We start from the raw sequence: 25697 nt of genomic DNA, 5'->3' as shown, positions 1-25697 counted from the left end.
CAGGCAAACGGAAGTCCGATGGCGACACCTTGGACACCCCCATGCATTGAAAGAAAGGAGACAAGACGATGGACCGCCGACCGATCCTTCTGAAAGGCGCGGCTCTGGCCAGCCTGCTAGCCATGCTGTCAGGCTCGCTGAACGCCTGCGCTCCCATAACGACGGCGCCGGAACGCCAGGAAGGCTCCGCTGCCACCGACAACAAGACCGTCAATGCGGCAACTGACCCCGTCTCGACCAGCAAGCGTTACTTCCGCCACCTCGAGAAGGGAGCATTCGACCAGGCCTTTGCCATGTGGTCACCAGACTCCCCGGTCCACGAGGGCGGAAACGAGCGCTTCAGACAGTCCATGCTTGCCTACCAGTCCTTCGACGGAAAGGCGACGGGAGCCGCCCGCATGGAAGGCGCGGCGGGTACCCTGTATGCCGAGGTCCCGATCCAGGTGTCGGGCGCGCACCGCGGTCAGCCCTTCACGCACCAGGGAACCATGACCTTGAAGCGTTGCAATGGTGTACCGGGATGCAGCGCACAAGAACGCCAATGGCAAATCGCATCGATCATCCTCGAGCAACGGTGAAGCCCCGTTTCCGCGTGACCTGGGCCATAGCGTCGCCAACTTGATAGAGAACGATCGTAACCGTCCCCGTTCTTCTCGTCATGCGGCGTCATCCGCAAGTCAGTGTTCCGACAAGCTAACTCACAGCCCAGGAATGCCGATAGGCCCCGGCATATCCGGAATGGGCGAGCAACCGCTCAGCGCCTGGGTCACCACAATAATGACCAATAGATAGCACCAGCTGCGCGGTCCGAACATAATGACCTCCTTGGAACGATCATGCGCGAAAATATCGGCTCGTCACCTCAAGCCCTCGATGGATGAGGAATGCGGCAACTGTACCGGCAAAGGCGAGCGGGGTGCACGAGCAGGAAGAGGGAAGAGGGAAGAGGGAAGAAGTCAGGCTAGTGACAGTGTGTGTGGCGCAAAGGGGTTCCTCCCTCTTCAAGGCGCGAAGCGCCGTTCTACCCTCTTCCTTCTTTGAACGCGCGTAGCGCCGTTCTTCCAGCTTCAAGCTCCGGGCACAGCCCGGCCGGGTTTTACGTTGTTCACCTGCGACACCGCGCCGATTCTTGCACATCCTGATACAATCGCCCGTTTGATAAATCGGCTCGCGGATTTACAGGACAAGCACTTGACCAGGTCTCGATCAGCCAAAGCTGCCAGAACTGTCGCAGTATCCACGCGTCGCATGCGGGCGTTGCCGATTCTGCGTGCCTGCCTGCCCGAGTTCGAGCACTTCCCCGTGTTGGGTAGCTGGGCGGCGCGTCGTGCGGGGGTGATCGCGGGCTGGGGCTTGAAACCGAGTTCACGCAAGGCGCGTGACCATGCCGAGGCGCAGGGGCTGCCCTATCTGGCTGTCGAGGATGGTTTCCTGCGTTCCTGGGGGCTCGGCGTCGAGGGGCATCCCCCCCACAGCCTGATCGTCGATTCGGTAGGCATCTACTATGACGCCAGCCGGCCCTCCGAGCTGGAGCAGTTGATCCAGGCAGCCGACGACTTCCCGGCGGACGAGCTCGAGCGGGCGAGCCGCGGCATGCAGCGGCTCCGCGAGCTGCGTCTGTCCAAGTACAACCATGCCCCGGATCGCCAGCTGTTCAGCGACCAGCGCCCGCGCGTACTGATCGTCGACCAGACCGCCGGCGATGCGTCCATCCAAGGAGCTCTCGCGGCGGCCGAGGATTTCCAGTGCATGCTCGATCGTGCCCGGGACGAACACCCCGACGCGGAAATCCTGGTCAAGGTGCATCCCGATGTCATCGCCGGCAAGAAGGCCGGCCACCTCCTGCATGCCGGCGAGATTCCCGGCTGCCGACTGATCGGGGAGGTTCTCAACCCCTGGTCGCTGCTGGATGCCGTCGAGTGCGTGCACGTCGTCAGCAGCCAGCTGGGCTTCGAGGCCCTGATGGCCGGCAAGCGGGTCGTCTGTCACGGCGTGCCCTTCTATGCCGGCTGGGGGCTTACCGATGACCGCAAGCCCTGTGCGCGACGCAATCTGCCACGCAGCCTGGAGCAGGTCTTCGCCGCCGCCTATCTGCGCTACGCCCGTTATGCCAACCCCTATACCGGCCTGGCCACCGACTTCGAGGAAGCCCTCGAGCTGATCGGCGACCAGACTCGCCAGCAGCAGCGCCTGGCGGGCGACTGGGCCGTCTACGGCCTGTCCTCCTGGAAGCGCGGCTTCGTCGGCGACTTCCTCGGCGCTCTCAGTCGGGTCCGCCATATTGCGCACGACCAACCGCCGCAGGATGCCGAGGGCCATGAACGCATCCTGTGCTGGGCGTCACGACTGGACGACGGCGCCGAGCAACGCTGCCAGCACGCCGGCCATGACCTGTGGCGTATGGAGGATGGCTTCCTGCGCTCCATCGGTCTGGGCGTCGACCTCGCCCGCCCGCTCTCGCTGGTCGTCGATTCACTGGGCATTCATTACGATGCACATCGGGAAAGCGAACTCGAGCGTCTGCTCAACGAGGCCGAGTTCTCGCCGGCCCTGCTCGAGCGGGCCGCCGGGCTCCAACAGCGCCTGGTGGCCCTGCGCCTCTCGAAGTACAACCTCCCCGGGAGGCGACCTTGCCAACGGCCCCAGGGCGACCGCGTTCTGCTGGTGACCGGTCAGGTGGAAACCGACGCCTCCATCGCCAATGGCACCTTCGATATCCGCACCAATGGCGACCTGCTGGCCGCCGTGCGCGAGGCCAACCCGAACGCGCGGATTCTCTACAAGCCTCACCCGGACGTGCTGACCGGCGCCCGCATCGGCGCCCTCGACGCGGCCCATGAACGCCTGCACGACGAGCAGGTCAGTGATGTCGATATCGCCGATCTGCTGGACATGGTCGATGAGGTCCATACCATGGGATCACTGGCGGGCTTCGAAGGATTGCTGCGCGGCAAGCATGTCGTTACCTACGGCATGCCGTTCTATGCGGGCTGGGGGCTCACCGAGGACCGCCATCACTGCCCGCGTCGACGGCGGACTCTGGAGCTGGATGCCCTGGTGGCAGCGACCCTGATTCTCTACCCGCTCTACGTCGACCCCGGCAGCCGCCGACTCTGCAATGCCGAAACCGTGGTGACACTACTCGAACAACAGCGCAACCAATATCATCGCCCGGCCTGGTGGACCCACCTGTATCGCTGGTACCGCAACACCTTTATTGGAAAGCATTAATCTTGAATTCGCCGAAACGTTCTTTCTTGTTCCTTCAGGGTGTCTGCTCGCCGTTCTTCCCCCGGTTAGGCAGGAAGCTGAGCGCCGATGGCCATCATGTCGCCAAGGTCAACTTCGCCGCAGGTGACATGGCCTACTGGTGCAAGAGCGCCGGCCCCGGCCACAACTTCCGCGGCAAGCTGGAGAACCTGCCCGAATTCCTCAGAGAACTCTGGCAGCGGCACGGCACCACCGACCAGATTCTGTTCGGCGACCAGCGCCCCATGCACCTGATCGCCATCGAGGAGGCCCGCAAGCAGGGCATCCGCAACCATGTGCTCGAGGAAGGCTATTTCCGACCGCATTGGATCACCCTGGAACGCGAAGGCGTCAATGGCTATTCGCTGCTGCCGCAGGATGCCGACTGGTTCCGCGAGGTCGGCAATCGCCTGCCGCAACCCGCGAAACCCAAGCGCTTTCGGCCTTCCTTCAAGCGCCGTGCCACCCATGATGTGCTCTACCACCTGGCCGGCCTCGGCAACCCGGCCATCTTCCCGCGCTACCGCACCCATGCGCCCGTTACCGCGCCGGTGGAATATGCCGGCTACATCAAGCGTTTTACCCAACTGCGCTGGTGGAAGCCCCGGGATGCCGAGCGCATCGAGGCACTGGTCGCCGGCAAAAAGCCCTACTACGTGCTGCCCCTGCAACTCAATGGCGATGCCCAGATACGCAACCACTCGCATTTCAGCGACATGGTAGAGGTCATCGAGTACATCATGGCGTCATTTGCCCGGCATGCCCCCTCGGACAGCTTGCTGTGCATCAAGAACCATCCCCTGGACATGGGCCTGATCGACTACGACGGATTGATCAAGCGCCTGGAAAAACGCTTCGCCATCGCGGGTCGCACGGTCTACCTCGAATCCGGTGACCTCAACCCCTTGCTGGATGCCGCCGCCGGTACCGTGACGGTCAACAGCACCTCAGGCATCGTCGCCCTGGAACACCGTTGTCCGACCATCGCGCTCAGCCAGCCCATCTACCGCCTGGATGGCCTGACCTTCGCAGGTGGGCTGGACGACTTCTGGCGAGACGCACAGGCCCCGGACGAGGAACTCTTCCGCTGCTTTCATCGCACCATCATGCACACCGTCCAGCTCAATGGCGGCTACTACTGCGACACAGGCATTCAGCTGGCCATCGACAACGTGGCCACTCGCCTGGAAGAACCCACCTCGCCCCTCGAGGCCCTGTTATGACGGCGCGCAGCCTGCTGATCACCGGGGCCACCGGCGCCATCGGCGGCGCCCTGGCCCGTCACTATGCCGCTCCCGGTGTTCGCCTGATCCTCCATGGCCGGCGCGCCGAGCCCCTCGAGGCACTGGCTCAGGCATGCCATGATGCCGGCGCGGAAGTCGAGCTGAGCCGGATCGACCTGACGGATGATACGGCGCTCGAGGCGTGGCTGGGCCAGCTAGCACTGCCCGATGTGGTGATCGCCAATGCCGGTCAGAACATTCACGCCGAAGACGGCGCGGAAATGGAAGACTGGCAGGCCACCAGCCGGCTGCTCGACATCAACCTGCGCACCCCTATGGCCATGGCGCGACATCTGGCACCGCGCATGATCGAACGCGGGCATGGTCAGCTGGTCTTCCTCAGCTCACTGGCCGCCTGGCATGGCCTGCCGCTGACGCCCAGCTACAGCGCCAGCAAGGCCGGCATCAAGGCCTATGGCGAAGCCCTGCGCGGGTGGCTGGCACCACGCGGGGTCGGCGTCACCGTTGTCATGCCAGGGTATGTCAGCTCGCAGATGTGTCACGACATGCCCGGCCCCAAGCCCTGGCAGATTGATGCCGACTCCGCGGCACGGCGCATTGCCCGTGGCATCGAGCACAACAGGGCACGGGTCAGCTTTCCCTTTCCCCTCAACCTGGGCTGCTGGTGCCTCGGCGTCATGCCCGCCGGCCTGGCGCAACCGATACTGCGCCTCATGGGCTACGGGAGATCGACATGACGCTGGCCCTGCTCTGGCCCTGGGGGCTGGGACTGATCGCCAGCCTGTTCGCCGAGTCTCTGCTTCGCCCCGCGCCCGCCGCGGCCTGGCAGCGCCCGGCCTCGACCCTGGCGGTGCATGTCGGCACCTGGAGCCTGGCCTTCGGTGGCCTGGTACTGATCCTGCAGCGCCCCTGGTTCGCCCTGATGCTGTTCGTGGCGCTGCAGCTAGTAGTCGTGCAGTCGAGCAATGCCAAATCCAGGACCCTCCGCGAACCCTTTATCTGTCAGGACTTCGAGTACTTTCTCGACGCCATTCGCCATCCGCGCCTCTATGTGCCCTTCTTCGGCATCGGCCTGGCGATTGGTGCGACCCTGGCCGGCCTGGCGGCCATCATCGGTTTTCTGCTGATCGAGCCCTCACTGTTGACCCGGCATGGCGGGGAGGTCTTCCTGTCGCGCAGCGCGCTGATCATCGTGGCCTCGATCCTGCTGCTGCGGGTCAGCCTGCGTCGCCTGCCGGCGTGCAGCCTCGACCCGGCAGTAGATACCCATCGGCTCGGCCTGTTCAGCGCCCTCTGGGCCTATGGCCTGCTGATGCGCCGGCCGCTCGCCGAGTTCGCCTCGCCCTATGCCCCCGCGCCGGAGACCCTGAAGGACCAGCCATCGCTGCCCCACCTGGTGGTAGTGCAGAGCGAATCCTTCTTCGATCCGCGCCCCTGGCATGGCCAGCTCCGCGACGACCTGCTGCCGAACCTGGATGCACTGCGCGATGAAGCCCTGCTGCAAGGCCGCTTACGGGTGCCGGCCTGGGGCGCCAATACCGTGCGCACCGAAGCCGCTGTGCTGACCGGCCTCGATCAGCAGAGCCTGGGCATTCACCGCTTCAACCCCTACCACCAGCTGGCCGAACGTCCGGTACCCAGCCTGGCCGCCGAACTCAAGCGACTCGGTTATCGCACCGTCTGCGTTCATCCCTACGCCGCCAGCTTCTACCAGCGCGACCGCGTCATGCCACGACTCGGCTTCGATGAATTCATCGATATCCAGGCCTTCGAGCGGTCGGATTACTGCGGTCAGTACATCGGCGACCTCGCCGTGGCCGATAAGGTTGGCAGTCTGCTCGCTGATACGGATAATAAGCCGTTATTCGTGTTCGTGATCAGCATGGAAAACCACGGTCCCTTGCAACTGGACCAGTGGGCGGCTGACCAGCCCAAGGACGCACTGGCCCCCGGTGCCCCGCCGCTGCCGGATGATGACGGCGAGCTGGCCAGCTACCTGGCGCACCTGCAGAATGCCGACCGCATGGCAGGGCGTCTGCGACAACAATTGGCAACCAGCACCAGACAAGGCCTACTGTGCTGGTATGGTGACCATGTACCGATCATGCCGAACGCGTATGAACATCATGGCGAGCCCGACGGCGACACGCCCTATTGGCTATGGTCGAGTCGCGGCCGCCGTAACACGACCCAGACGAGCAAGTCGCTGGGCGCCGAGCAATTGAGTCAACGGATATGGCAGGCCGTCATCGAACAGGCGCAAGGCGCCGATGACGGCTGCAACCAGGAGCATCGGGAGCGAGCATGACAAGACGCGTGGCCATCATCGGTGTTGCCCACCGGATGCCGGGAACCACCCCGGAAGGCTTCTGGCAGGACCTGAGGGACGAGAAGGACCTGGTTACCCAGGTCGCCCCTGATCGCTGGAGTCATGAAGCCTTCCAGCACCCTGACAAGCGCAACCCCGGCACCAGCGTGACCTTCGCTGCCGGCAGTCTGGGCGACATCAGTGGCTTCGATGCCGACTTCTTCGGTATCTCGCCGCGTGAAGCGGCCAATATGGACCCGCAGCAACGCATGCTGCTGGAACTGACCTGGGAAACCATGGAAAGCGCCGGCATTGCCCCCTCTCGGCTGCGCGGCAGCCAGTGCGGCGTTTTCCTGGGTGTCGCAGCACTCGATTATTCGTATCGCTATACCGGCGACATGGGGGCCATCGATGCCTCCACCGCCACCGGCAACACCTCCAGCATCGCCTCGAACCGGCTCTCCTACCTGTTCGACCTGCACGGGCCGAGCATGTCGGTGGACACCGCCTGCTCATCGTCCATGGTGGCCTTCCACCAGGCCTGCCAGGCCATTCGCAGCGGCGAGACCAGCATGGCCCTGGCCGGCGGCATCAGCCTGCACCTGCATCCCTACGGCTTCATCATCTTCTCCAAGGCCAGCATGCTCTCGCCCAATGGCCGCTGCCGCGTCTTCGATGCCGATGGCGATGGTTATGTGCGCTCGGAAGGCGCCGGCCTCTTCATGCTCAAGGACTACGACCAGGCCGTGGCCGACGGCGACAACATCCTGGGTGTGGTCGCCGGCTCGACCGTCAACACCGACGGTCACAAGCAGGGCCTGACCGTCCCCAACCCGGACGCCCAGACCCAGCTGATGCGACAGGTCTACGAGCGCGCCGGTATCAGCCCCGACGAGATCGACTACCTGGAAGCGCATGGCACCGGCACCGCCGTCGGCGACCCCATCGAGACACACGCCATCGGCGATGCCCTGGCCCGACACCGCCGCACGCCGTTGCCCATCGGCTCGGTCAAGAGCAACCTGGGCCACCTGGAAACCGCCTCGGGAGTGGCCGGCCTGGCCAAGGCGCTCTACAGCCTGCGTCATCGCGAAGTGCCGGCCACCATCGGCATTCGGCGCCCCAACCCGAAGATTCGCTTCGATGACTGGAACCTGGAAATCGTTACCCAGGCACGCAAGCTGAAGCCCGAAGGGCGCCTGGTCATCGGCGTCAACTCCTTCGGCTTCGGCGGCGCCAATGCTCATGTCATCCTCGAGAGCGCCCCGGCAGGGCCGGAGCCGTCGCCCGTGGTGCCGGAGCAAGCACTGCCCTTGCGCCTCTCCGCGCGGGGCGAACCGGCCCTGCGCGCCATGGCCGGCGAGCTGGCCGACTGGCTGCGTCACACCGACAGCCGCTTCTACGACATCGCCGATACCCTCTATCGCCGCCGCGAGCACCATACCGATGGCGCCCTGCTGCTGGCACACGACAAGCAGGAAGCCGCCGAGCGCCTCGCGGCCTTTGCCGATGGGCGCGACTCCGACAGCCGCGGCCTGGAGATCGAGCACCCGGTAATTCGTGGCCAGCGGCTCGCCAGCGCCCAGGGCCCGGCCTTCGTCTACGACGGCAATGGCTGCCAGTGGGAAACCATGGGCCGCGACCTGCTGCATGAATCCAAGGTCTTTGCCGCCGCCATCGATGAAGTCGATGCCCTCTTCCAGCGGCATGCGGACTTCTCGCTGCGCGCCGAGCTGGATGGCGACAACGGCACCGAACGTTTCGAACGCACCGAGATCGCCCAGCCGGCACTTTTTGCCGTGCAGGTCGGTATCACGCGCATGCTCGCCGCCCAGGGCATCGAACCGGTGGCCGTCACCGGGCACAGCGTCGGCGAAGTCGCCGCCGCCTGGGCCTGTGGCGCCCTGTCACTGGCCGATGCCGTGCGCGTCATCCATCTACGCAGCCACTTCCAGGGGCTGACCCGAGGCCAGGGCGAGATGACCGCCGTCGGTCTGGGGGTCGAAGCGATCGCCGAGTACCTGGAGCAGCCGGCCCATCAGGATATCCACCTGGCCGGCATCAACAGCACCAAGGGTGTCACGCTCGCCGGTCCTGCCGAAGCACTCGAGCGTATCGAAGCCGAGCTGCATGGTCAGCGGCATTTCGCCAAGCGCCTGGGGCTGGACTACGCCTTCCACAGCCCGGCCATGGATCCCATCCGCGATGACCTCATCGCCTCGCTCAAGGGCCTGACCCCGCATCGCTCGCGCATTCCCTACATCTCCACCGTCACCGGCCAGGAGCTGGACGGCGAGCAACTGGACGCCGCCTACTGGTGGCGCAACATTCGCGAGCCGGTACGCTTCGCCGATGCCGCCCGTGCGCTCACCGATGACGGCACCAATGTGCTGATCGAGATCGGCGCCCACCCGATCCTCAAGCGCTATCTCAGCGAAGCACTGCGCGACGCCGAACTCGACGGCCAGGTCATCGGCACCCTGGAGCGTGACCTCGCCGGGCCATTGTGCATCGACCGGACCATCGGCCAGACGCTGCTCTCGGGCCTGGCCACCGACACCGATCACTGGTTCCCGGTGACCGGCCAGCTGGTGGAACTGCCGCGCTACCCCTGGCAGCACCAGTCCTACTGGATGCCCAGCACCTCGGACGGGCTGAACCTGCTCAACCGCCATTACGAACACCCCTTGCTGGGCTATCGGCTGGCGCAGCACACCCTGACCTGGGAAAGCCAGCTGGATACCGGCCGCCGCCCCTGGCTGGCCGACCATGTGGTCGGCAATGCCGCCATCTTCCCCGGCGCCGGCTTCATCGAACTGGCCCTGGCCGCCGCCGCCCGCTGGCGCGACGCCCGCCCGCTGGATATCGAGGAACTCGAGATCCAGGCCCCGATGATGCTCGACGGCCAGCACGGCCGACTCAGCCGCCTGGCCATTGCACCGGAAGACGGCCGCATCAGCGTGCACTCCCGCGAACCGGCCGCGGGCGAGGAGTGGCAGCTACATGCCACCGCCCGCATCATGAAACAGAGCAAGGGCCTGCTGCTCGAGCGCACGGCTCCCGGCCTGCCACAACGCGAGCCGGACCTGATCCTCGACGACCACCTGGCCATGGCCAGTCGCCTGGGCCTCGACTATGGCCCGGCCTTCCAGGCCATCGACCGCGCCTGGATCGAGAACGAGGAAGTGCTGGGGTGCATCAACCCCACGCCGGTCATCGAGGAGCAACTCGAGGCACAACACCTGCACCCCGGCATCCTGGACAGCGCCTTTCAGCTTTTCCTGCCGCTGCTGGCGCGCCAGAGCGAGCGCCAGGGTCAGGCATTCGAGCGCCAGGGGCTGGCCTTCGTGCCGATTCGAGTCGGCCGCATCCAATGGTCGCCGGACGCCGGACGCCCGGTCGTGGCCCGGGCCCGCCTGCTCAAGCGTGCGCCCTACTCCTTTACTGCCGATTTCGAACTGTTCGACGCCCAGGGCCGCGCCGTGGCCGTGGTCAGCGAGACCCGCTTCAAGGCCGTACGCCTGACCAGCAACGCCGAGCAGAGCCTGAGCCACCTGGACGTCTGTCTGACCCCGGCACCGCACCCGACGCAGCAGCAGCCGGCCGATCTCAGTTCGCTGGTCGCCGCCATGCCCGAGCTGGTCGACGGCTATGCCGCCGCCACCGGACAGCGCTACGCCAGCGAGCTGGCCCCGCTGCTCGACCGTCTGGCGGAAGCCTTCGCCGCCGAGGCCCTGGCGCCCGAACTGGTCGATGGCGAACTCAGCCAGTCCCATTACCAGGCCATGGTCGCCGCCCAGCCCCAGACACAACCGCTGCTCGACCAGCTGTTGCACCTGCTCGTCGACGCCGGCCGCCTGGAGCGCCACGAGCACGGCTGGACACAGCTGGCCACGGAGGACGACGTCGATGCCGTCACCATCTGGCGGCTGCTGGCGCAGGACTATCCCGGCCACATCGGCCCGATCCATCGCCTGGGCCGCTTCGGCCTCAACCTGCGCGAGCTGCTGGCCGGACACCGCTGTGCCGAGGACATCGGCCTCGACCGTGACCGCCTGACACGCCTCAATCGGCAACTCATCGGCCACCACGGCTGGCAGGCACTCGCCGCGCCGCTCGGCAAGGCACTCGGCGAGACCCTGGCCGAACTGCCGGAAGGCCAGCGCCTGTCACTGCTCGAAGCCGGCGTCAGTGCCCCGGCCCTGGGCGAGCGTCTGACCCGACTGCTCGACCCGGACCTCTGCGACTACCGCCTGCTCACCGCCGGCGAACTCGCCTGGCAGCATGCCGAACAGCTGCGCGAGCGCCAGCCGTTGATCGACGTCGCCTCACTCGAATCGGCCGATCACGACACGGCCTCGGCCCGGGCCCAGCTCGCCCTGGTGTCGCTGGACGTCACCAACCCCGAGCTCAGCCGCCGCCTGGTCGACGCCCTCCCGCAGCGCCTGGCCCCCGGTGCCAGTGTGCTGCTGCTGGGTGTCGCCCCCTCGGCCTGGATCGACACCCTGCTGGCCACGCCCGGTCTGGACGACACCTCGAACCGGCCCACGGCCTGTGAGCTCGAGGATGTCAGTGCCTGGCTGTCCCAGCTCGGCGCCGTCGATATTCAGCCACTGCCGCTGGAGGACGACGCCGGTGCCTACCTGATCCACGCCCGCCTGCCCGAGGCACATCAGGCCGGCAACGGCGTGCCGGATCGCGAGTCCACCGCCGAGGCCTCCAGCGACTTCCTGCTGGTCGCCGATGAAGGGGATACCAGCCTGGCCGAGGAGCTCGCCGCCGCCCTGGAGCGTCAGGGCCATTACGCCATGATCGGCGATGCCGAGGACGCCCATCGCGCCAGCCGCATCATCGACCTGCGCAATGGCGGTCTGGAACGTTGCCAACAGGCCGCCCGCTGGCCCGGCATCCTCGAGCCCGTTGCGGAAAACGCCGCCCAGGCGCCCACCCTGTGGCTGATCACCCGCGACGTGGCCGGCACCTGGCGCGACGACGCCGCGGCCGAGGTCAGCGACGATGCCGCCCTCTGGGGCTTCGGCCGCTCGCTGGCCAACGAGGCCCACGGCTATACGGTGCGACTCCTCGACCTGCCGGCCGGCGAGCTCCCGACTGCCGCCTTCACAGCACTCAGCGACGAGTTGATCGGCAGCGACGCCGAGACCGAAGTGGTCATCGATGCCCAGGGTAAACGCTATGCCACTCGCCTGAGGGTCATGCCGGCACCGGGCGAAAGCCCGACGGCCACCAACGCCGAGGCACAGCCTCACGGCGCCATGACGCTGGGCTTTCCCATGCCCGGTCAACTGCGTCACCTGAGCTGGCAACCCACCAGCCTCGAGCAGGCCGGCGAAGGCCAGGTCCAGGTTCGCGTCGAGGCCACCGGCCTCAACTTCCGCGATGTGATGTACACCCTGGGCATGCTCTCGGATGAAGCCATCGAGAACGGCTTCGCCGGCCCGACCCTGGGCCTCGAGTTCTCCGGCGTGGTCGAGCACGTCGGACCCGGCGTCGAGGGCGTGGCCGCCGGTGACGCCGTGGTCGGCTTCGGCCCGGCCAGCTTCAGCGACCGCCTGATTGCTAGCCAGCACGCTATCGCGCCGCTGCCCAACGGCATCGACTTCGCCGCCGCGGCGACCATCCCGACCACCTTCTTCACCGTCTACTACGCGCTGAAGCACCTGGCGCGCCTGGCCCCCGGCGAGCACGTGCTGATCCACGGCGCCGCCGGCGGCGTCGGCCTCGCCGCCATCCAGGTGGCTCGCTGGCTGGGTGCCGAGATCCACACCACCGTGGGCGCCGAGGAAAAGCGCGACTTCCTGCGCCTCAGCGGCATCGAGCGGCTGTATGACTCGCGCTCGCTGACCTTCGCCGAGGAGATCCTCGCCGATACCGACGGCCGTGGCATGGACGTGGTGCTCAACTCGCTGGCCGGCGAAGCTATCAACCAGAACCTGCGCGTGCTGCGTCCCTTCGGTCGTTTCCTCGAGCTCGGCAAGCGCGACTTCTACGAAAACACCCATATCGGCCTGCGGCCCTTCCGCAATAACCTCAGCTATTTCGGTATCGACTCCGACCAGCTGATGAAGGAATGCCCCGAGCTGACACAGACCCTGTTCAGCGAAATGATGGCGCTGTTCGAGGACGGCACCTTCACCCCGCTGCCCTACACCGCCTTCGGCAACCGGCAGGTGGTCGAGGCCTTCCGCTACATGCAGCAGGCCCGCCAGATCGGCAAGGTCGTGGTCACTCAGGACCAGCCACTGGCCTCTGCCGAACAGGCCACGCCACTCGAGGCCCCCGCACTGCAGGCCGACGCCAGCTATCTGGTTACCGGCGGCCTGGGCGGCTTCGGCCTGCGCACCGCGCAATGGCTCGCCGAGCGTGGGGCGCGTCACCTCATCCTGGTGGGTCGCCGCGGCGCCGCCTCTCCGGAAGCCGCCGACGGCATCGCCCACCTCGAAGCCATGGGCGTGACGGTGGAGGCCGCCGCCTGTGACGTGGGCGACCGCGCCTCTCTCAGCGCCCTGCTGGAGCGCTGCCGGGCCGAGCATCCGCCGCTCAAGGGCATCGTTCACGCCGCCGCGGTCATCGAGGACGGCCTGATCCGCAACCTCGACGACACCAGGATCGAACGCGTACTGACGCCCAAGGTCGAGGGCGCGCGCCTGCTCGATGAACTGACCCGCCAGGACGGCCTGGACTTCTTCGTCCTCTACTCCTCGGCGACCACCCTGTTCGGCAACCCGGGCCAGGCCAGCTATGTGGCGGCCAACCACTGGCTAGAAGCCCTGGCCGCCAGCCGCCGTGGCCAGGGGCTGCCCGCCACCTGCGTGCGCTGGGGCGCCATCGAGGATGCCGGCTTCCTGGCCCGCAATACCCGCACGCGGGATGCGCTCCAGGAGCGCCTCGGCGGCTCCGCCCTGCGCGCCGATGACGCCCTGGCCGTACTCGGCCGCATGCTCGCCGCACCGGGGCCCAGCCTCGGTGTGCTCGAGCTCGACTGGCCGGCGCTGGCCCGCTCGTTGCCCACCGCCGACAGCCCGCGCTTCAGCGAGGTCGCCCGCGCCGCCGGCGACGAGAACCACCAGGACGACAGCGACCAGGACATCGCGCAGCTGCTCGCCGACCTCTCGCCGGAAGAGCTCCACGGCACCGTCACCGAGCTGCTCAAGGCCGAACTGGCCAGCATCCTGCTGGTGGAGGAAAGCAAGATCGACGTTCACCGCTCGGTCTACGACATGGGCTTCGACTCCCTGATGGGCGTCGAACTGATGACCGCCATCGAGTCCCGGCTGGGGGTACGCGTGCCCGTCATGGTGCTCAGCGAAGCCTCGACGCTGGACAAGCTCAGCGGCGTGCTCATCGAACGCTTGACGCGCGGCGACGACGCAGACGACGAGAGCGGCGACCAGGCCGGATTGGCATCGCTGGCGGCCCAGCACGGTGCCGATGCCATCGCCGAATCCGGTGAAACGCAACCGCAAGAGGCCACGACGCGATGAGTCAACAAGGCCCTCGCCATGACCTCAAGCGCCAGCTCCTCGACGGGGCGCGCAGCCGCAAGCGCTCGCGCCCCGCCGCCGAGCCACAACCGGGCGCCACGGCCGGCCAGGGGCGCGTGTCGGAACGCTTCACGCGTTTCGATGCCCACCCCGGCTATCAGCAACTGACCCTGATGCGCGATGCCGCCAAGCGGCTCGGCCTGGTCGACCCCTTCTTCCGTTGCCACCAGGGCAATGCCGGGGCCACCAGTCGCATCGACGACCGAGAAGTCATCAACTTCGCCAGTTACAACTACTTGGGCTTCTCCGGCGACCCGCGCGTCAATCAGGCGGCCATCGACGCCGTGCAGCATTACGGCAGCTCCGTCTCGGCCAGTCGCATCGTCTCCGGCGAACGCCCCATCCACGGCGAGCTGGAAAGCGCCATCGCCGAAGCCTACGACGTCGAGGCGGCGGTAGCCTTCGTCAGCGGCCACGCCACCAATGTCTCGACACTGGGCTATCTGCTCGGCCCGGGCGACCTGATCCTCCACGACGAGTACATCCACAACAGCGCCCTGGTCGGCGCCCAGCTGTCCGGCGCCCGGCGCATGAGCTTCCCGCACAACGATGCCGACGCCCTGGACGACCTGCTGCGCCGTCATCGCCCGCAGTTCGAGCGCGTGCTGATCGTCATCGAAGGGCTCTACAGCATGGACGGCGACCTGCCCGACCTGCCGCGCTTCGTCGAGATCAAGCAACGCCACCAGAGCTGGCTGATGGTCGACGAAGCCCACTCCTTCGGCGTACTGGGCGAACATGGCCTGGGCCTGCGCGAACACTTCGACATGCCCGCCAACAATGTCGATATCTGGATGGGCACCATGAGCAAGACCCTGGCCGGCTGTGGCGGCTACATCGCCGGCTGCCAGGCACTGGTGGACACCCTGCGCCACCTGGCGCCGGGGTTTCTGTACAGCGTGGGCATGCCCGCCCAGGTCGCCGGCCCCTCGCTCAAGGCGCTGGAACTCATGCACCAGGAGCCGCAACGCGTGCACCGCCTGCAGGCCATCTCGCGCTACTTCCTGGAGCAGGCCCGGCAAATGGGCCTGGACACGGGGGAAAGCATCGGCGCTGCCGTGGTCCCGGTGATCATCGGCAGCTCGGCCCGCGCCGCCGGCCTCTCGCACTCCCTGTTCGAGCGCGGCATCAACGTCCAGCCGATACTGCACCCCGCCGTACCCGAGCAGAGCGCCCGCCTGCGCTTCTTCCTCTCCTGCGAGCACACCGAAGCCCAGGTCGACCAGACCCTCGCAGCCCTGGAAGAAGAGCTGGCACGGTGAATACCCCTGCGCCTGAAGCACACCAAAGAGTCAATGAGCATTTTGATCGGACTCGCGCGCGAGAAGATTTTCAACGCCGTATAACCGAGCGCAGACAGTTTTCGGACAATGCCTAGCACCCAGGCAGCGTTCTGGAGGGCATCAAGCAGCTGAGTCAGGGATATTCACGACGGGCGTGGAGCACATCCAGAATAGCGATGTGATCGGTCGTAATGCGATACACCAACAAATAATTAGGATGAACCACGGCTTCTCGTGTTCCAGGGACGCGTCCCTGGCGGTATAGATAGGGATGCTCGGATAGTGCCTTGGCAGTCTCTTCGATGGCACTGGCCAGTGCCTCGGCGGCGTGGGGGTTGCCGCTCGCTCACGTAAGCGGCGATCTCTTCAAGCGCATCCAGCGCATGAGCACGCCACTCAACCGGTAGCATCTCGACTTTTCCTGGACTCGATCATGGCCCGGACACGAGCCATCGCGTCGTCATGGGAAACGTTGGGGCGTGGATCATCAAGGCTCTGCTGGATGCGCTCACGAAACCAGTGGTCATAGCTGTCAGCTTGTTCCTGCGTCTCGAACTCCGAGACAATAGGATCCAGTGGAGTACCCATCATAACTCTCCTCGTATGCCACCAATATACTCTACCAGTGAATCATCGTCTGGTGCATCTCGTACGCATGATACGCGCCATCCGATGTAGCATCGATCAAGAACGTCGATGCCGGCGAGATGCGCGTCGGCAGCCACCCTGTTCGGCAATCCGGGCCAATGGCATCCCCAATCACTGGCTCGAAGCCCTGGCCCCCTGTCGCTCCCGAATGTACGCCTGCAGCTGCAGGGCCAGCTGCTGTGTCGACTCGCTGGGTCGCCCGGGGCTGCGATGCAGGGTGACCTCCGAGAACGGCAGCTCCGGCAGCCCCTCGTCACGCCCCAGCAAACGCAGCTCCGGCCCCAGCATGGAAGGCGTGAGCACCGTCACGGCCAGCCCCGCCCGAACCGCGGCAGAGAGCCCCGATAGACTGGGGCTGGCGTAAGCAATCCGCCAGGCAATTCCGGCCGCGTCCAGGGCGGCAATCGCTCGTTCACGAAAGATACACACCCCCTCCCGGGAAACGGCGAGCGGCAAGGGGGAGCGGTGATGCGTGTCGTAGCCGGAAGCCCCCGCCCACACCATCGGCTCGCGACACAGGACTTCGCCGCCCGGGCTATTGGGTTGGCGGGTGGTGATCGCCAGATCGAGCGCCCCCGAACTGACCTCCTGCACCAGCTCGACGCTCAGGCCGCAGCGCACCTCCAGTACCACCCCTGGGAAGCGAGCCTCGAAGGCCGACAGCGCCTCGGGCAGATAGAACACGTAATCGTCGGGAATGCCAAGGCGCACCACACCGGCAAGCCGCTGCTCCTGAACATCCTGCCAGGCGAGCGCATTCTGGCGCAGCATCTGCCGTGCATGGATCAGCAGGCGTTCACCGGCCGGCGTCGGCACTGCCGTCTTCTGGCCACGCTGCAAGAGCTGGCAACCCAGGGTCGCCTCAAGGCGATTCAAGTGAGCACTGACGGTGGACTGCGCCAGGTGCAGCTGCTCTGCCGCTCGGGTGAAGCTCCCCTTGTCCACCACGCCAACGAATGTCTTGAGCACGACGAGATCCAGGGGCCTCTGGGTGCTGGAAATGGTCATCACGTTTCCTGATGGTTTTATCATGAGACTTTGATTTCATGATGCCTATTTTGTCCGCAAAATGCACGCCACACAGACATTCACACGCCATCGATCAGGACAGTAAACATGCGCCATTCAGCTAGTATAGGTCTACTTTCCGGATTCATGACCGTCATCCTCTGGGCCAGCCTGCCGCTATTGCGTGCGCTGGTCCAACTGCCGCCCATGTTGACGGCCGCTATCGCCATGCTGGCAGCAGCCGTCGTGGCTCTGGGCCTGGAACGATGGCGCGCCCCGGATCAGAGGCCGGAGCCGGACAAGAGTGCCGGATTCTGGCTGATGGGGGTTGGCGGGCTCACCGGCGCCCTCTACTTCTATTTTCTGGCGCTGGACGAGGGCGACCCCGCCAAGGTGACCCTGGTGACCTATACCTGGCCGGTGGGCTTCATGCTGGTGGCCGACCGGCTGGCGGGGCGAGGCTTGCGCATCGAGACACTACTGGGCGCGCTGGTAGCCTTCTCGGGGCTTGCGCCGCTGATCCTGAACGACAGCGAAAGCGTGTCCACTCCTCCGTTGGCCTATGCAGCCGGACTGGCGGCCGGGCTCTCCTGGATCGTCTTCTCGCTCTACCTGAAGACGGGCAGCCCGTCACGACCGACCAACTACAAGCGCCTGTTCGGAGGAGTCGCCGCCACTGCCCTGTGCCTGCATCTCCTGCTTGAGCCCGCCGCCGAACAGAGCACCGCCCGGGATTGGCTGATGGCCTCGCTGATCGGCATAGGGCCGTATGGAATCGCCTTCATGACCTGGGGCTTTGCGCTGCAACGCTGCTCCACGACCCTGCTGGGCCTCATGACCTACCTGGTGCCGGTGCTGTCCTCGCTATTCGTGGTCGTGATGGGCTGGGCGCCGCTGAGCAACTCGCTGCTGGTGGCTGTAACCGCCGTCTTCATCAGCGGCGCGATTACCCAGGCCTCACTGCCACGTCCGCGCTTCGCTCATGAACCAAGTAATGCAGCGAGTCAGCCAAGTGACACCCTGCCCCCGATTCCCATGCCCGCCATGCCACCACTGGGTGTATTGTCGTGGGCCCGGCGCCGTATGCCGAGCAAACAACGCGTCCCGGAAGGCGTCAGAGCACAAAACGGCGCCTGAGACACGATAGCGAAAGACAACGGGTAGATGCCCCTTCGCCTTACGCCATAACGGCAGCCAGCTGTTCCCGATATGTTTTCATATCGAGCTTGCCAAGCGTTTCAGCGCTGCGTGTCCTGATGATCGGCATCGCTGGATGTGGCTTCTGGTCCGGGCCGCTCCACAAAACGCACATTCTTGGTCGGGGCGTGCGCATACGCATTCACGTCTTCGGGCTCGGCGGTGTAACTGTCTTCATAGCCCGGCACCGACTGGGCCATCAGGTCGGGACGGCTGCCCCAGGGGGTGGCATTGACCTTCTCGTGGTGCTCGGCGCGAAGGCGATTCAATTCCTGTTCGTCCACCCTGGCGTAGAGGTCGCGCCAGTAGGTAGCCGGCCGGCCGCGATTGCCGGCTTCGTCAAAGGCCCGGGTGGTCGGGTCGAGGTGACGAAACGGCTCGAGCCGGGGGATATCCGGCAATGGCTGGCTGACATCCATGAAACGGCTCAGCATGTCCCACATGGCATAGCGCTCGGCGATGCTGCCGGTGTCGGTGGGAAAGGTGAACTCCAGCGGCAGGCCGTTACGTTTGTCCTTGCTGAACTGCGGATAACGGTGGCGCACCTTGAGGGTATGGCGCTGGTTGCCCTTCATATCCGCTGCCATCTCGATAAAAGCATCGAACTCGTAGAAGTGAAAGTTGCCCTGAAAGCTCTTTACCAGGCCGGAGCGGCGGCAGAAGGCTACATCGTCCGACCAGTTCTGGTTACTCTTGTAGAAACGGATGCTATAGGTTTCGTAGAGACTTTTAAATATCGTCGCCACCCCACACACACCTACTGTTATCGCTAAAGGAGTGAGAGCAGCCAGAATGGTGTCTGCAGCAAAAAGAAACAATATAGTAGCAACCGCCACTAAGCCACAAAAAAGCCACCCCCCCCCTTTCTCTCCTCCAGGAGCAATAAAACTAAAGCCATGACTCAACACAACGAACCAGAAGCGAAAGAAGCGATAGATCAGGCTAATATCTTCATCGATAAACTTTGACCACCGCACTTCATTCAAGTGGTTATAGTCATGAAAGCCCTCCTCCCCCATATACTCGTAATCACGATACCAGCCTCCTGCATACTCATATTCAAACTCGGAGGGATTGACTCCTACATAATGGCCCCAGGGCAGGCGCGCCATATCGAAGGCGTCGCCCAGCTTGCCGAGCTTACCCTTCGGCGGTGGCGGCGCCTGGCGGGGGATGCGATCGGCCGTGAAGGCCGTCTCCTCATACCCTTCCGGCTGTGCTGTGTCCGTCATGATCGCTCTCCTTCCCTGTTCCAGCGCCAGGCCAAGGTTGACGGCTGTGCCAACAAACTGACCTGGTCGTTCAGTGTATGGTGCTGTCGCTGTTGAGGATCCCAATACTCGATACTGCCTTCACCTTCTACTTCCTCCAGACTAAGCCGCACAAGAGGATCGCCACGATGATAAGCTTCGGGAAAATCGGGTTCGTGGCGGAAGCTCGCCTGATTGGCCATTAGCCAGTCAGCGGGTACATCGCCAAAGCCTGGGACCGAGGGTACGCCCATGCGATGCCACTTCTCAGGCAAACTCAGGCCAATATATCGCACCGTGGCATCATCGGGATCTCGCCGATCGGCCTCTACCAACAACCGACGCCGATCCATGGGCGCATACTGATAGGTAAACCGCCTATCCGGCACCGGAACCGAATACTCAGCCCTCAGGTGTGGAATGGGCAGAGTAAACTCGCCATAGCCAGCGGCCGGGTTGGTGATGCGAAGGGTAATATCACAGCGCCGGAAATCGGAGGCGATCTCAGCCAGCTCTGCGCTTGCTGCGGGTGTCACCAGCTCGAAGTGAGCCTGGAAAAGCCCCTGCAAAAGCTGGAAATAGGCCTCTTCGGGCGAGGCCGACTGAAGCGGTTGAAGATAGTCATGCTTGTCCTTCTGCCCCTCACCCGCCAAGACCTGCAATCGGTCGTTTAGCTCATTCCGCTCATTACCGAAGGGACCATAGCGCACCCAGAGAGAAAAACGATCATCACGTGCATTGGTGGCCATGGTTTCGCAGACCAGGGCCACTCCGAGACTTACCAGCATTACCGGTACCGGACGAGGCGTACCTACCAGGCCCAACAGGCCATGCAAGAAACGATTACGCACCAGCTGCATCCTGGCGGCGTTCGCCAACCCCTGGCCATAGCCGGAGCCCGCATAGGTACCAACACCTATCGCAGCACTGGCCCCCGCTTTCCAACGCGCAGAGTCCTTGAGTCCCTGCTGATAAAGCTGCTGGGCCTCGATGGCCACCAGGGTGGCTGTAAACAGCCCCGCACCAAGCGCTGCAAAGCCTCGGACCTGACCCGCTTCACCCATGGCTTCTTTCCACCCGGGACTTTTAATGAAGCGAATATCAAGAAACTGGTTGGTCTTTACAGCCCATCCCCAGCGAGTATTGGCAAATTTCAAGCCTTGTGCCGTTAACAGAAAGCCATCGAGAAGAGCACTCAAAAATTCTGCTACTGAGCGAGGACCAAAATCCTCGTACACTTTATCCCCAGCTGCCACCAAATTATAGACTTCAAGCACCGCCAACCCCGACCAGAGCCCAATATAGCCGCTCTGGGTCCAGCGGTAGGCCTGCTCGCTGGTCACCTGCCCCGATACCCGATGCGTAGGGGAGCCGGTGGGCCTCGCCACCGCTTCACCGCCCAGCGCATTACTCGCCGAGGCTGCCTGAAGGGCGACCCCACCCTTGGCCATCTCATCGATCAGTGGGCGTACCTCATCTGGCAGCATCATGACGATACGCCCATCCTGGTCGGTCACCCGAATGGGCAGGCCGCCCATCATGGCGCTCTTGAGGTCGGCGAGATCCGTGGCCAGTGTCACCGAGATATGCGACTCACCCAGCTTGAGGCGCGACCAGGCCGTGAGGAGCTCCGGCAGCACCTTGGTCGCCACAGCATCTAGACCATTGAGGGCCCTGCGGAATTGCGTCATGGCAACGCCCAGGTCACCACTCTCCTCATCCAGTAGCTGCTGATGGGCGATCAGCGCATCCCCTGTCGGTGTCGCCACATCGCCTGACTGGTCCGCCACCCTGGTTCCTGCCTGAGAGATCTTCGTCAGATCGCGGGCATAGGGGTCGCCCCACTCATCCGCTTTCCGGTGCTCTGGCGCATACAGCAGATAGGCGAACGGATGCGAGGCCTCGAGAAACAGTGCGTTCAATGTCTCGCGGCATCTGGCAGAGGCCTGCAACGATTCGAGATCCTCGGTGGTAGCCTTGGGATCGAGACAGTCCATACCCGCCATCAGCGGCTCAAGGCAGCGTGACAACCAGGCATAGGGTTCGAGGTAATTCAGGTCGCCAAAGCGCATGGCATCGCGCAGCGACGTCGTGAAAGCCCCGGGCGAGGTATCCTCGACCATTGCGACCAGCGATGTCAGTCGCTCGTCCAGGCGCAGGCGCGCCCAGCGCCGCTCTTCTTCCTTGGTCAAGCGGGCAAACAGGCTCTCCCGGGAACGATCGAGCCGACGGTCGAACCACTCGTCGAGATAGACCGGGTTCTCCCGCCCACCGGGGCCTTGGGACATGAAGCAGTTGGCCAGTACCAGTTCCGCCGATTTGCCATGGGGATGATATTTCATGCCCTCGCAGAGCACCCAGAGCAGCTCCTGGCCGGCCTGGATGTCACCGGTCAGCTGTTCTACCGCCAGCTTCGGGTCGCGCAGGAAAATCGCGCATAACTGCTTATCCTTGAGCGAGGCGAAGACGTCCTCGCCGGCAGCCGGCGCCGGGATCAACTCCAGCTGCGCGTCATCGGCACGATCCTCATCGCTGCGACGCTGATTGTTCCATTGCTGCACCAGCGTCGCCCTCAGGGCCGGAGCAAAGTCCCGCTGACGATGTTGGCTATCGAGCTCTGGACCCGAGACCTCTGACTCGTCGGACTCAAAGAAGGCCCGCTCGTCCTGCAGTTGCTGAACCAACTGCGTCCACTGCTCCCCCGATACGTCTTCCAGATAAGCGCGAGCACAGCCCCGCGCCTGCTCGTAGAGCGGGTCGCGGTCACGCATGGGCGGCAGCCATTCCAGAGCCGCCTTGCCCTGTGCCTCATCGCGCTCCATGTCCAGGCCGTATTGATACTGGTTACGCAACTGACCATCCAGCATCGCCGTGACGGCCGAGGTATTCAGCGACAACGGCTGAGCGCGTTTTTGGATGCGGGTTGGCTCGGCCTCGAGCTCGAGAACATGCGACCAGGGCCAGGGGTGGTCCGAATACGCCAGCCGCAGGTCCGCCGACTCCCCATCCAAGCGCAAGGGCAGATGCAGGCTAGTCAGTTCCGGCCCGGGATATTCGCGCACCACCGGCACCTCGCCCTGTTGGCGATAGCCTGCCACATCGCTATCAACAAAGACCGGCGCCTTGCCCGGCGCAACCTGAATGGCCAGCTCCCGGATCAGGCGGCCATCGAGGAAGACATATAAAAAGCCACCCCGGCAGGCACCGGCCGCGATCTCGGCATGGTCCAGGTACTGCATGGGGACACAGGACACCATCAGATGGTGCTGAAAGTCGCGCTGCTTGGGCGTCAGGCCTGTGCACGTCACCCGGCCCTCGGGCAGCAGCTCGATCTCGATCTCGCCAACACACTGCACGAGGCGCATGTCGGCCAACTCATCTGTCAGATACTCGGTCGCGCTCTCGACGATGGGTCCATAGCGCCCCTCGGAAGCGCTGTCTTCGCCGAGCGGTTCGACCTTCTGCTCATCTCGATAGAGCGCATAGGTGTTCTGCTCGTTATCATCGTGGCGGCCGGTGATTTCAAGATACAGCTTGCGCGGCCGGCAGGCGTGATTCGATGACATTCCCTGTTCCTCATTCCCTTAAGGCCTGGCTAGCCGGTATGGGCCAGACGTTGCATGCGGTCGCGAAAGTCGCTTAGCGAAGAGGCGTCGCGCTGAGCCCCGGCCAGCGCCTCGACCGCCTGGCGCGCCGGTTGGCGTGATTGAGCCACCTCGCTCCAGTAGCCTTCCAGGTCAAGCCACAGGGCGGTGATGGCGTCTGCGTCTTTTTGAAGTCCATGGCGATCCAGCAGATCGGCCAATACCGGCATGAGGCGTGACAGCTGCTGGATGCCCGACAAGCGCCTGACGGTTGCGGCTTCGAGAGTGACCGGCCAAGGCAACTGGACAGCCTCAGTCCGATCCGACACCGCAGTCTCGAATAGCCACCCGTCATGGCATCGACAGATCGGCCAGTACCAGCGCGCCTCCTGGCCTTGCATGGCGGCCCGATGTGTCCGGTCAAGCAGGCCTTCTCCCAACATCAGGTGCAACGCCATCGGCTCATGAAAGCGCCATACCCCCTCGCCTTCAGGCTTTAGTCGCACCGTCACCAAACGGGCCAGATGTGCCTGGACCTCTTCGATCGACAGCGGCGTATCAATGATCACTCCGGCGATACCACCCCAGGCTTCCAGCTGCTCGGCCGGAAACGTCGGCGCCGCCGTCACATCCAGCAGAACCGGACCTGCCTCCTTCATGGCATCGAGCCGGGTTTGCTGGTAGAGCCATCGACACTCGGGCGCCTCGACCACCTCGTAGAACCGGCGCAGCACCTCATGCTCCGGCAGGCTGGCGGTTTCCACCAACCAGTAGCGACGCCCTGCCACCTCCGGCAGCCCCAGTGAATAGCGCATCATCCTGCCCTTTCGCGGCATGGGCAGTCCGACAAGGGACAACTGCCGTCAGTCTGCTTCTGGCAGAGTTGCACGACACTGGCCTCCTCGGCCGAAGCCGACAGCAGGGCCTCGTGGGTGACGGGCTCCACCGCCTGATGCTGTTGCGGCTGAGCCTTGCCCGGCCGCAGCGGTGCCTGGGCGCTCTGGCCGGTGCCGCTGCCGGGGCTGCCGCCGGCGTTGATTCTGACGCTGGGGCCGCCGATGGCGATGCCGCCGCCGTTGACGTTGAGGAAGCTGCCGCCGGCGGTGAGGGCCAGTTCGTTACCCGCTTCGAGCACCACCTTCTGGCCGGCCTTGATGTGCAGCTCGCGACCGCTTTCGGTCAGCCAGGCCTGGCCGGCGTTGATGTGCAGGCTGCCGTGAATGGTCAGGTGATGGGCGCCGTCGCTCTTCTCGCGGCGCTCACCGCGGACGCTGTGGTGCTCGTTACGGTCGATCTCGCTGATGCGGTCGCGCTTGATCTTGAGGTCGCTGTCGCGACCGACTTCCTCGGTGCGGTCGTTGCGGGTCAGCAGCTCCAGGTCCTTCTGGGCGTGCCACCAGATCTGCTGCTGGTCGGCCTTGTCCTCGAAGCGCAGTTCGTTGAAGCCTTCGCCCTGGTGGGTCTGGGTACGCAGCACGGTGCGCGTCTTGTGCGCCGGCAGTTCGTAGGGCGGCACGTTGACGGCGTGGTGGGTACGGCCAGTGATGATCGGTTGGTCCGGGTCGCCTTCCAGGAAGGAGACGATCACCTCGTGGCCGATGCGCGGGATGGCCTGGAAGCCATAGCCACCGCCGGCCCAGCCCTGGCTGACGCGGATCCAGGCGCTGGCGGTCTCATTGGGTTCGGCGTAGCGATCCCAGGGGAACTGCACCTTGACCCGGCCATGTTCGTCGCAGTAGATCTCTTCGCCCTCGGGACCGACCACGAAGGCGATCTGCGGGCCGTCAATGCGCGGCCGGGGCTCGGGCTCGGCCTGCCAGGTGATGTCGGCCGGGGCCAGGCTCAGCCGGTTGTTGAGGGTGGTCTGGCCATCGGCCTGTGCGGCGTCTTCTTCCAGGGCCTGGGGCTGGGTGCCGTGGTGCGCCACGCTGATCACCTGCCAGTCACCCGGGGCCGGCAGGTCGTCGCCGCCGAGGGTGAAGCGCCGGCCGGGGGCCAGCTCGGCGAGGTTGCTCTCGGCCTCGGCGGTGGTGGCGTCGCGGCGCAGCCATTCCAGGCGGTGGCGGGTGAAGGCCTTGCCGGAGGGGTCGGCCTTGAAGCGCCCGGGGTAGTCGAAGTGCTCGTACGCTTTCTCACGGGCTCCACGCTGGGCATGCTGGTCGAGCCTCTCGCCCTGCTTGTCGTGCAGATGTGCATAGGCGGGCTGTTTGAAGCTGTAGTCCTTGAGAGTGGCGCTGGCCGGACGCACGCGGCTGGTCTGGCGCAGGCGGCGCACATGGGTCTCGGGCGGAGTGCCACCGGCGCGGTGGTGGTAGGTGCGCTCGCCCAGCGAGCTCAGCACCTGGGGCGAGTCGGCGAACACCA

16 protein-coding genes are annotated in these 25697 nt (G+C 64.9%); 9 read left to right on the top strand and 7 right to left on the bottom strand.

The features are described 5' to 3' along the window. Positions 1 to 68 precede the first annotated feature (68 nt). From HHA01_RS08650 to HHA01_RS08620, 7 genes are all read left to right on the top strand, one after another. Positions 69 to 578 carry a hypothetical protein gene (locus HHA01_RS08650; RefSeq protein WP_141319760.1) on the top strand — a complete coding sequence of 170 codons (510 nt, stop codon included), beginning with the start codon at positions 69 to 71 and terminating at the stop codon, positions 576 to 578. Positions 579 to 1248: 670 nt separating this feature from the next. Then, complete coding sequence (locus HHA01_RS08645) at positions 1249 to 3231, top strand: capsule polysaccharide biogenesis protein (protein ID WP_141319758.1); 1983 nt, start codon at positions 1249 to 1251, stop codon at positions 3229 to 3231. 26 nt (positions 3232 to 3257) lie between these two features. Continuing rightward, positions 3258 to 4472, top strand: a complete 1215-nt coding sequence (locus HHA01_RS08640; RefSeq protein ID WP_246053855.1) for a capsule polysaccharide biogenesis protein — start codon at positions 3258 to 3260, stop codon at positions 4470 to 4472. Further along, positions 4469 to 5230, top strand: coding sequence for an SDR family NAD(P)-dependent oxidoreductase (locus HHA01_RS08635; protein WP_141319754.1), 762 nt, complete (start codon positions 4469 to 4471; stop codon positions 5228 to 5230). The genes HHA01_RS08640 and HHA01_RS08635 overlap by 4 nt, the downstream gene beginning before the upstream one ends. Then, entirely contained in the window at positions 5227 to 6801 is a 1575-nt protein-coding gene (locus HHA01_RS08630) for an LTA synthase family protein (protein ID WP_141319752.1), read from the top strand. The genes HHA01_RS08635 and HHA01_RS08630 overlap by 4 nt, the downstream gene beginning before the upstream one ends. Continuing rightward, the gene (locus tag HHA01_RS08625) at positions 6798 to 14303 is read left to right on the top strand and encodes a type I polyketide synthase (protein WP_141319750.1); all 7506 of its coding nucleotides are present in this window, start codon (positions 6798 to 6800) and stop codon (positions 14301 to 14303) included. Before HHA01_RS08630 ends, HHA01_RS08625 begins: the two co-directional genes overlap by 4 nt. Next, positions 14300 to 15625, top strand: a complete 1326-nt coding sequence (locus HHA01_RS08620; protein WP_141319748.1) for an aminotransferase class I/II-fold pyridoxal phosphate-dependent enzyme — start codon at positions 14300 to 14302, stop codon at positions 15623 to 15625. Before HHA01_RS08625 ends, HHA01_RS08620 begins: the two co-directional genes overlap by 4 nt. Positions 15626 to 15779: 154 nt before the next feature. On the opposite strand, the gene HHA01_RS08615 is transcribed toward HHA01_RS08620, so the two are convergent. The 3 genes from HHA01_RS08615 to HHA01_RS08605 form a co-directional block, all read right to left on the bottom strand. Then, complete coding sequence (locus HHA01_RS08615; RefSeq protein ID WP_246053861.1) at positions 15780 to 15950, bottom strand: type II toxin-antitoxin system RelE/ParE family toxin; 171 nt, start codon at positions 15948 to 15950, stop codon at positions 15780 to 15782. A gap of 92 nt (positions 15951 to 16042) precedes the next feature. After that, the gene (relB, locus tag HHA01_RS08610; RefSeq protein ID WP_141319746.1) at positions 16043 to 16234 is read right to left on the bottom strand and encodes a type II toxin-antitoxin system RelB family antitoxin; all 192 of its coding nucleotides are present in this window, start codon (positions 16232 to 16234) and stop codon (positions 16043 to 16045) included. Between the two features lie 171 nt (positions 16235 to 16405). After that, the gene (locus HHA01_RS08605; protein ID WP_141319744.1) at positions 16406 to 17302 is read right to left on the bottom strand and encodes a LysR substrate-binding domain-containing protein; all 897 of its coding nucleotides are present in this window, start codon (positions 17300 to 17302) and stop codon (positions 16406 to 16408) included. A gap of 108 nt (positions 17303 to 17410) precedes the next feature. Between HHA01_RS08605 and HHA01_RS08600 the strand changes: the two genes are divergently transcribed. Further along, on the top strand, positions 17411 to 18439 hold the full coding sequence (locus HHA01_RS08600) for a DMT family transporter (protein WP_141319742.1): 1029 nt from the start codon (positions 17411 to 17413) through the stop codon (positions 18437 to 18439). A 101-nt stretch (positions 18440 to 18540) separates the two neighbouring features. On the opposite strand, the gene HHA01_RS08595 is transcribed toward HHA01_RS08600, so the two are convergent. Together HHA01_RS08595 and HHA01_RS08590 are read right to left on the bottom strand one after the other, a co-directional pair. Beyond that, entirely contained in the window at positions 18541 to 19731 is a 1191-nt protein-coding gene (locus tag HHA01_RS08595; RefSeq protein ID WP_141319740.1) for a hypothetical protein, read from the bottom strand. Continuing rightward, positions 19728 to 22811, bottom strand: a complete 3084-nt coding sequence (locus HHA01_RS08590) for a hypothetical protein (protein ID WP_141319738.1) — start codon at positions 22809 to 22811, stop codon at positions 19728 to 19730. The genes HHA01_RS08595 and HHA01_RS08590 overlap by 4 nt, the downstream gene beginning before the upstream one ends. A 198-nt stretch (positions 22812 to 23009) precedes the next feature. Between HHA01_RS08590 and HHA01_RS08585 the strand changes: the two genes are divergently transcribed. After that, entirely contained in the window at positions 23010 to 23312 is a 303-nt protein-coding gene (locus tag HHA01_RS08585) for a hypothetical protein (RefSeq protein ID WP_141319736.1), read from the top strand. Positions 23313 to 23344: 32 nt separating this feature from the next. Here the strand turns inward: HHA01_RS08585 and HHA01_RS08580 are convergent, their stop codons facing one another. Then, positions 23345 to 24151: a DUF4123 domain-containing protein gene (locus HHA01_RS08580; RefSeq protein ID WP_170214855.1), complete on the bottom strand. Its 807-nt coding sequence runs from the start codon at positions 24149 to 24151 to the stop codon at positions 23345 to 23347. Then, the coding region (locus tag HHA01_RS08575) for a type VI secretion system Vgr family protein (RefSeq protein WP_141319732.1) at positions 24148 to 25697 on the bottom strand (1550 nt) is incomplete at its 5' end. The genes HHA01_RS08580 and HHA01_RS08575, both read right to left, overlap by 4 nt.

Source organism: Halomonas halmophila (assembly GCF_006540005.1).
GTDB lineage: Bacteria > Pseudomonadota > Gammaproteobacteria > Pseudomonadales > Halomonadaceae > Halomonas > Halomonas halmophila.
Note: the sequence above shows the minus strand (reverse complement) of the source record. Positions and strands in the feature narration are given on the sequence as shown.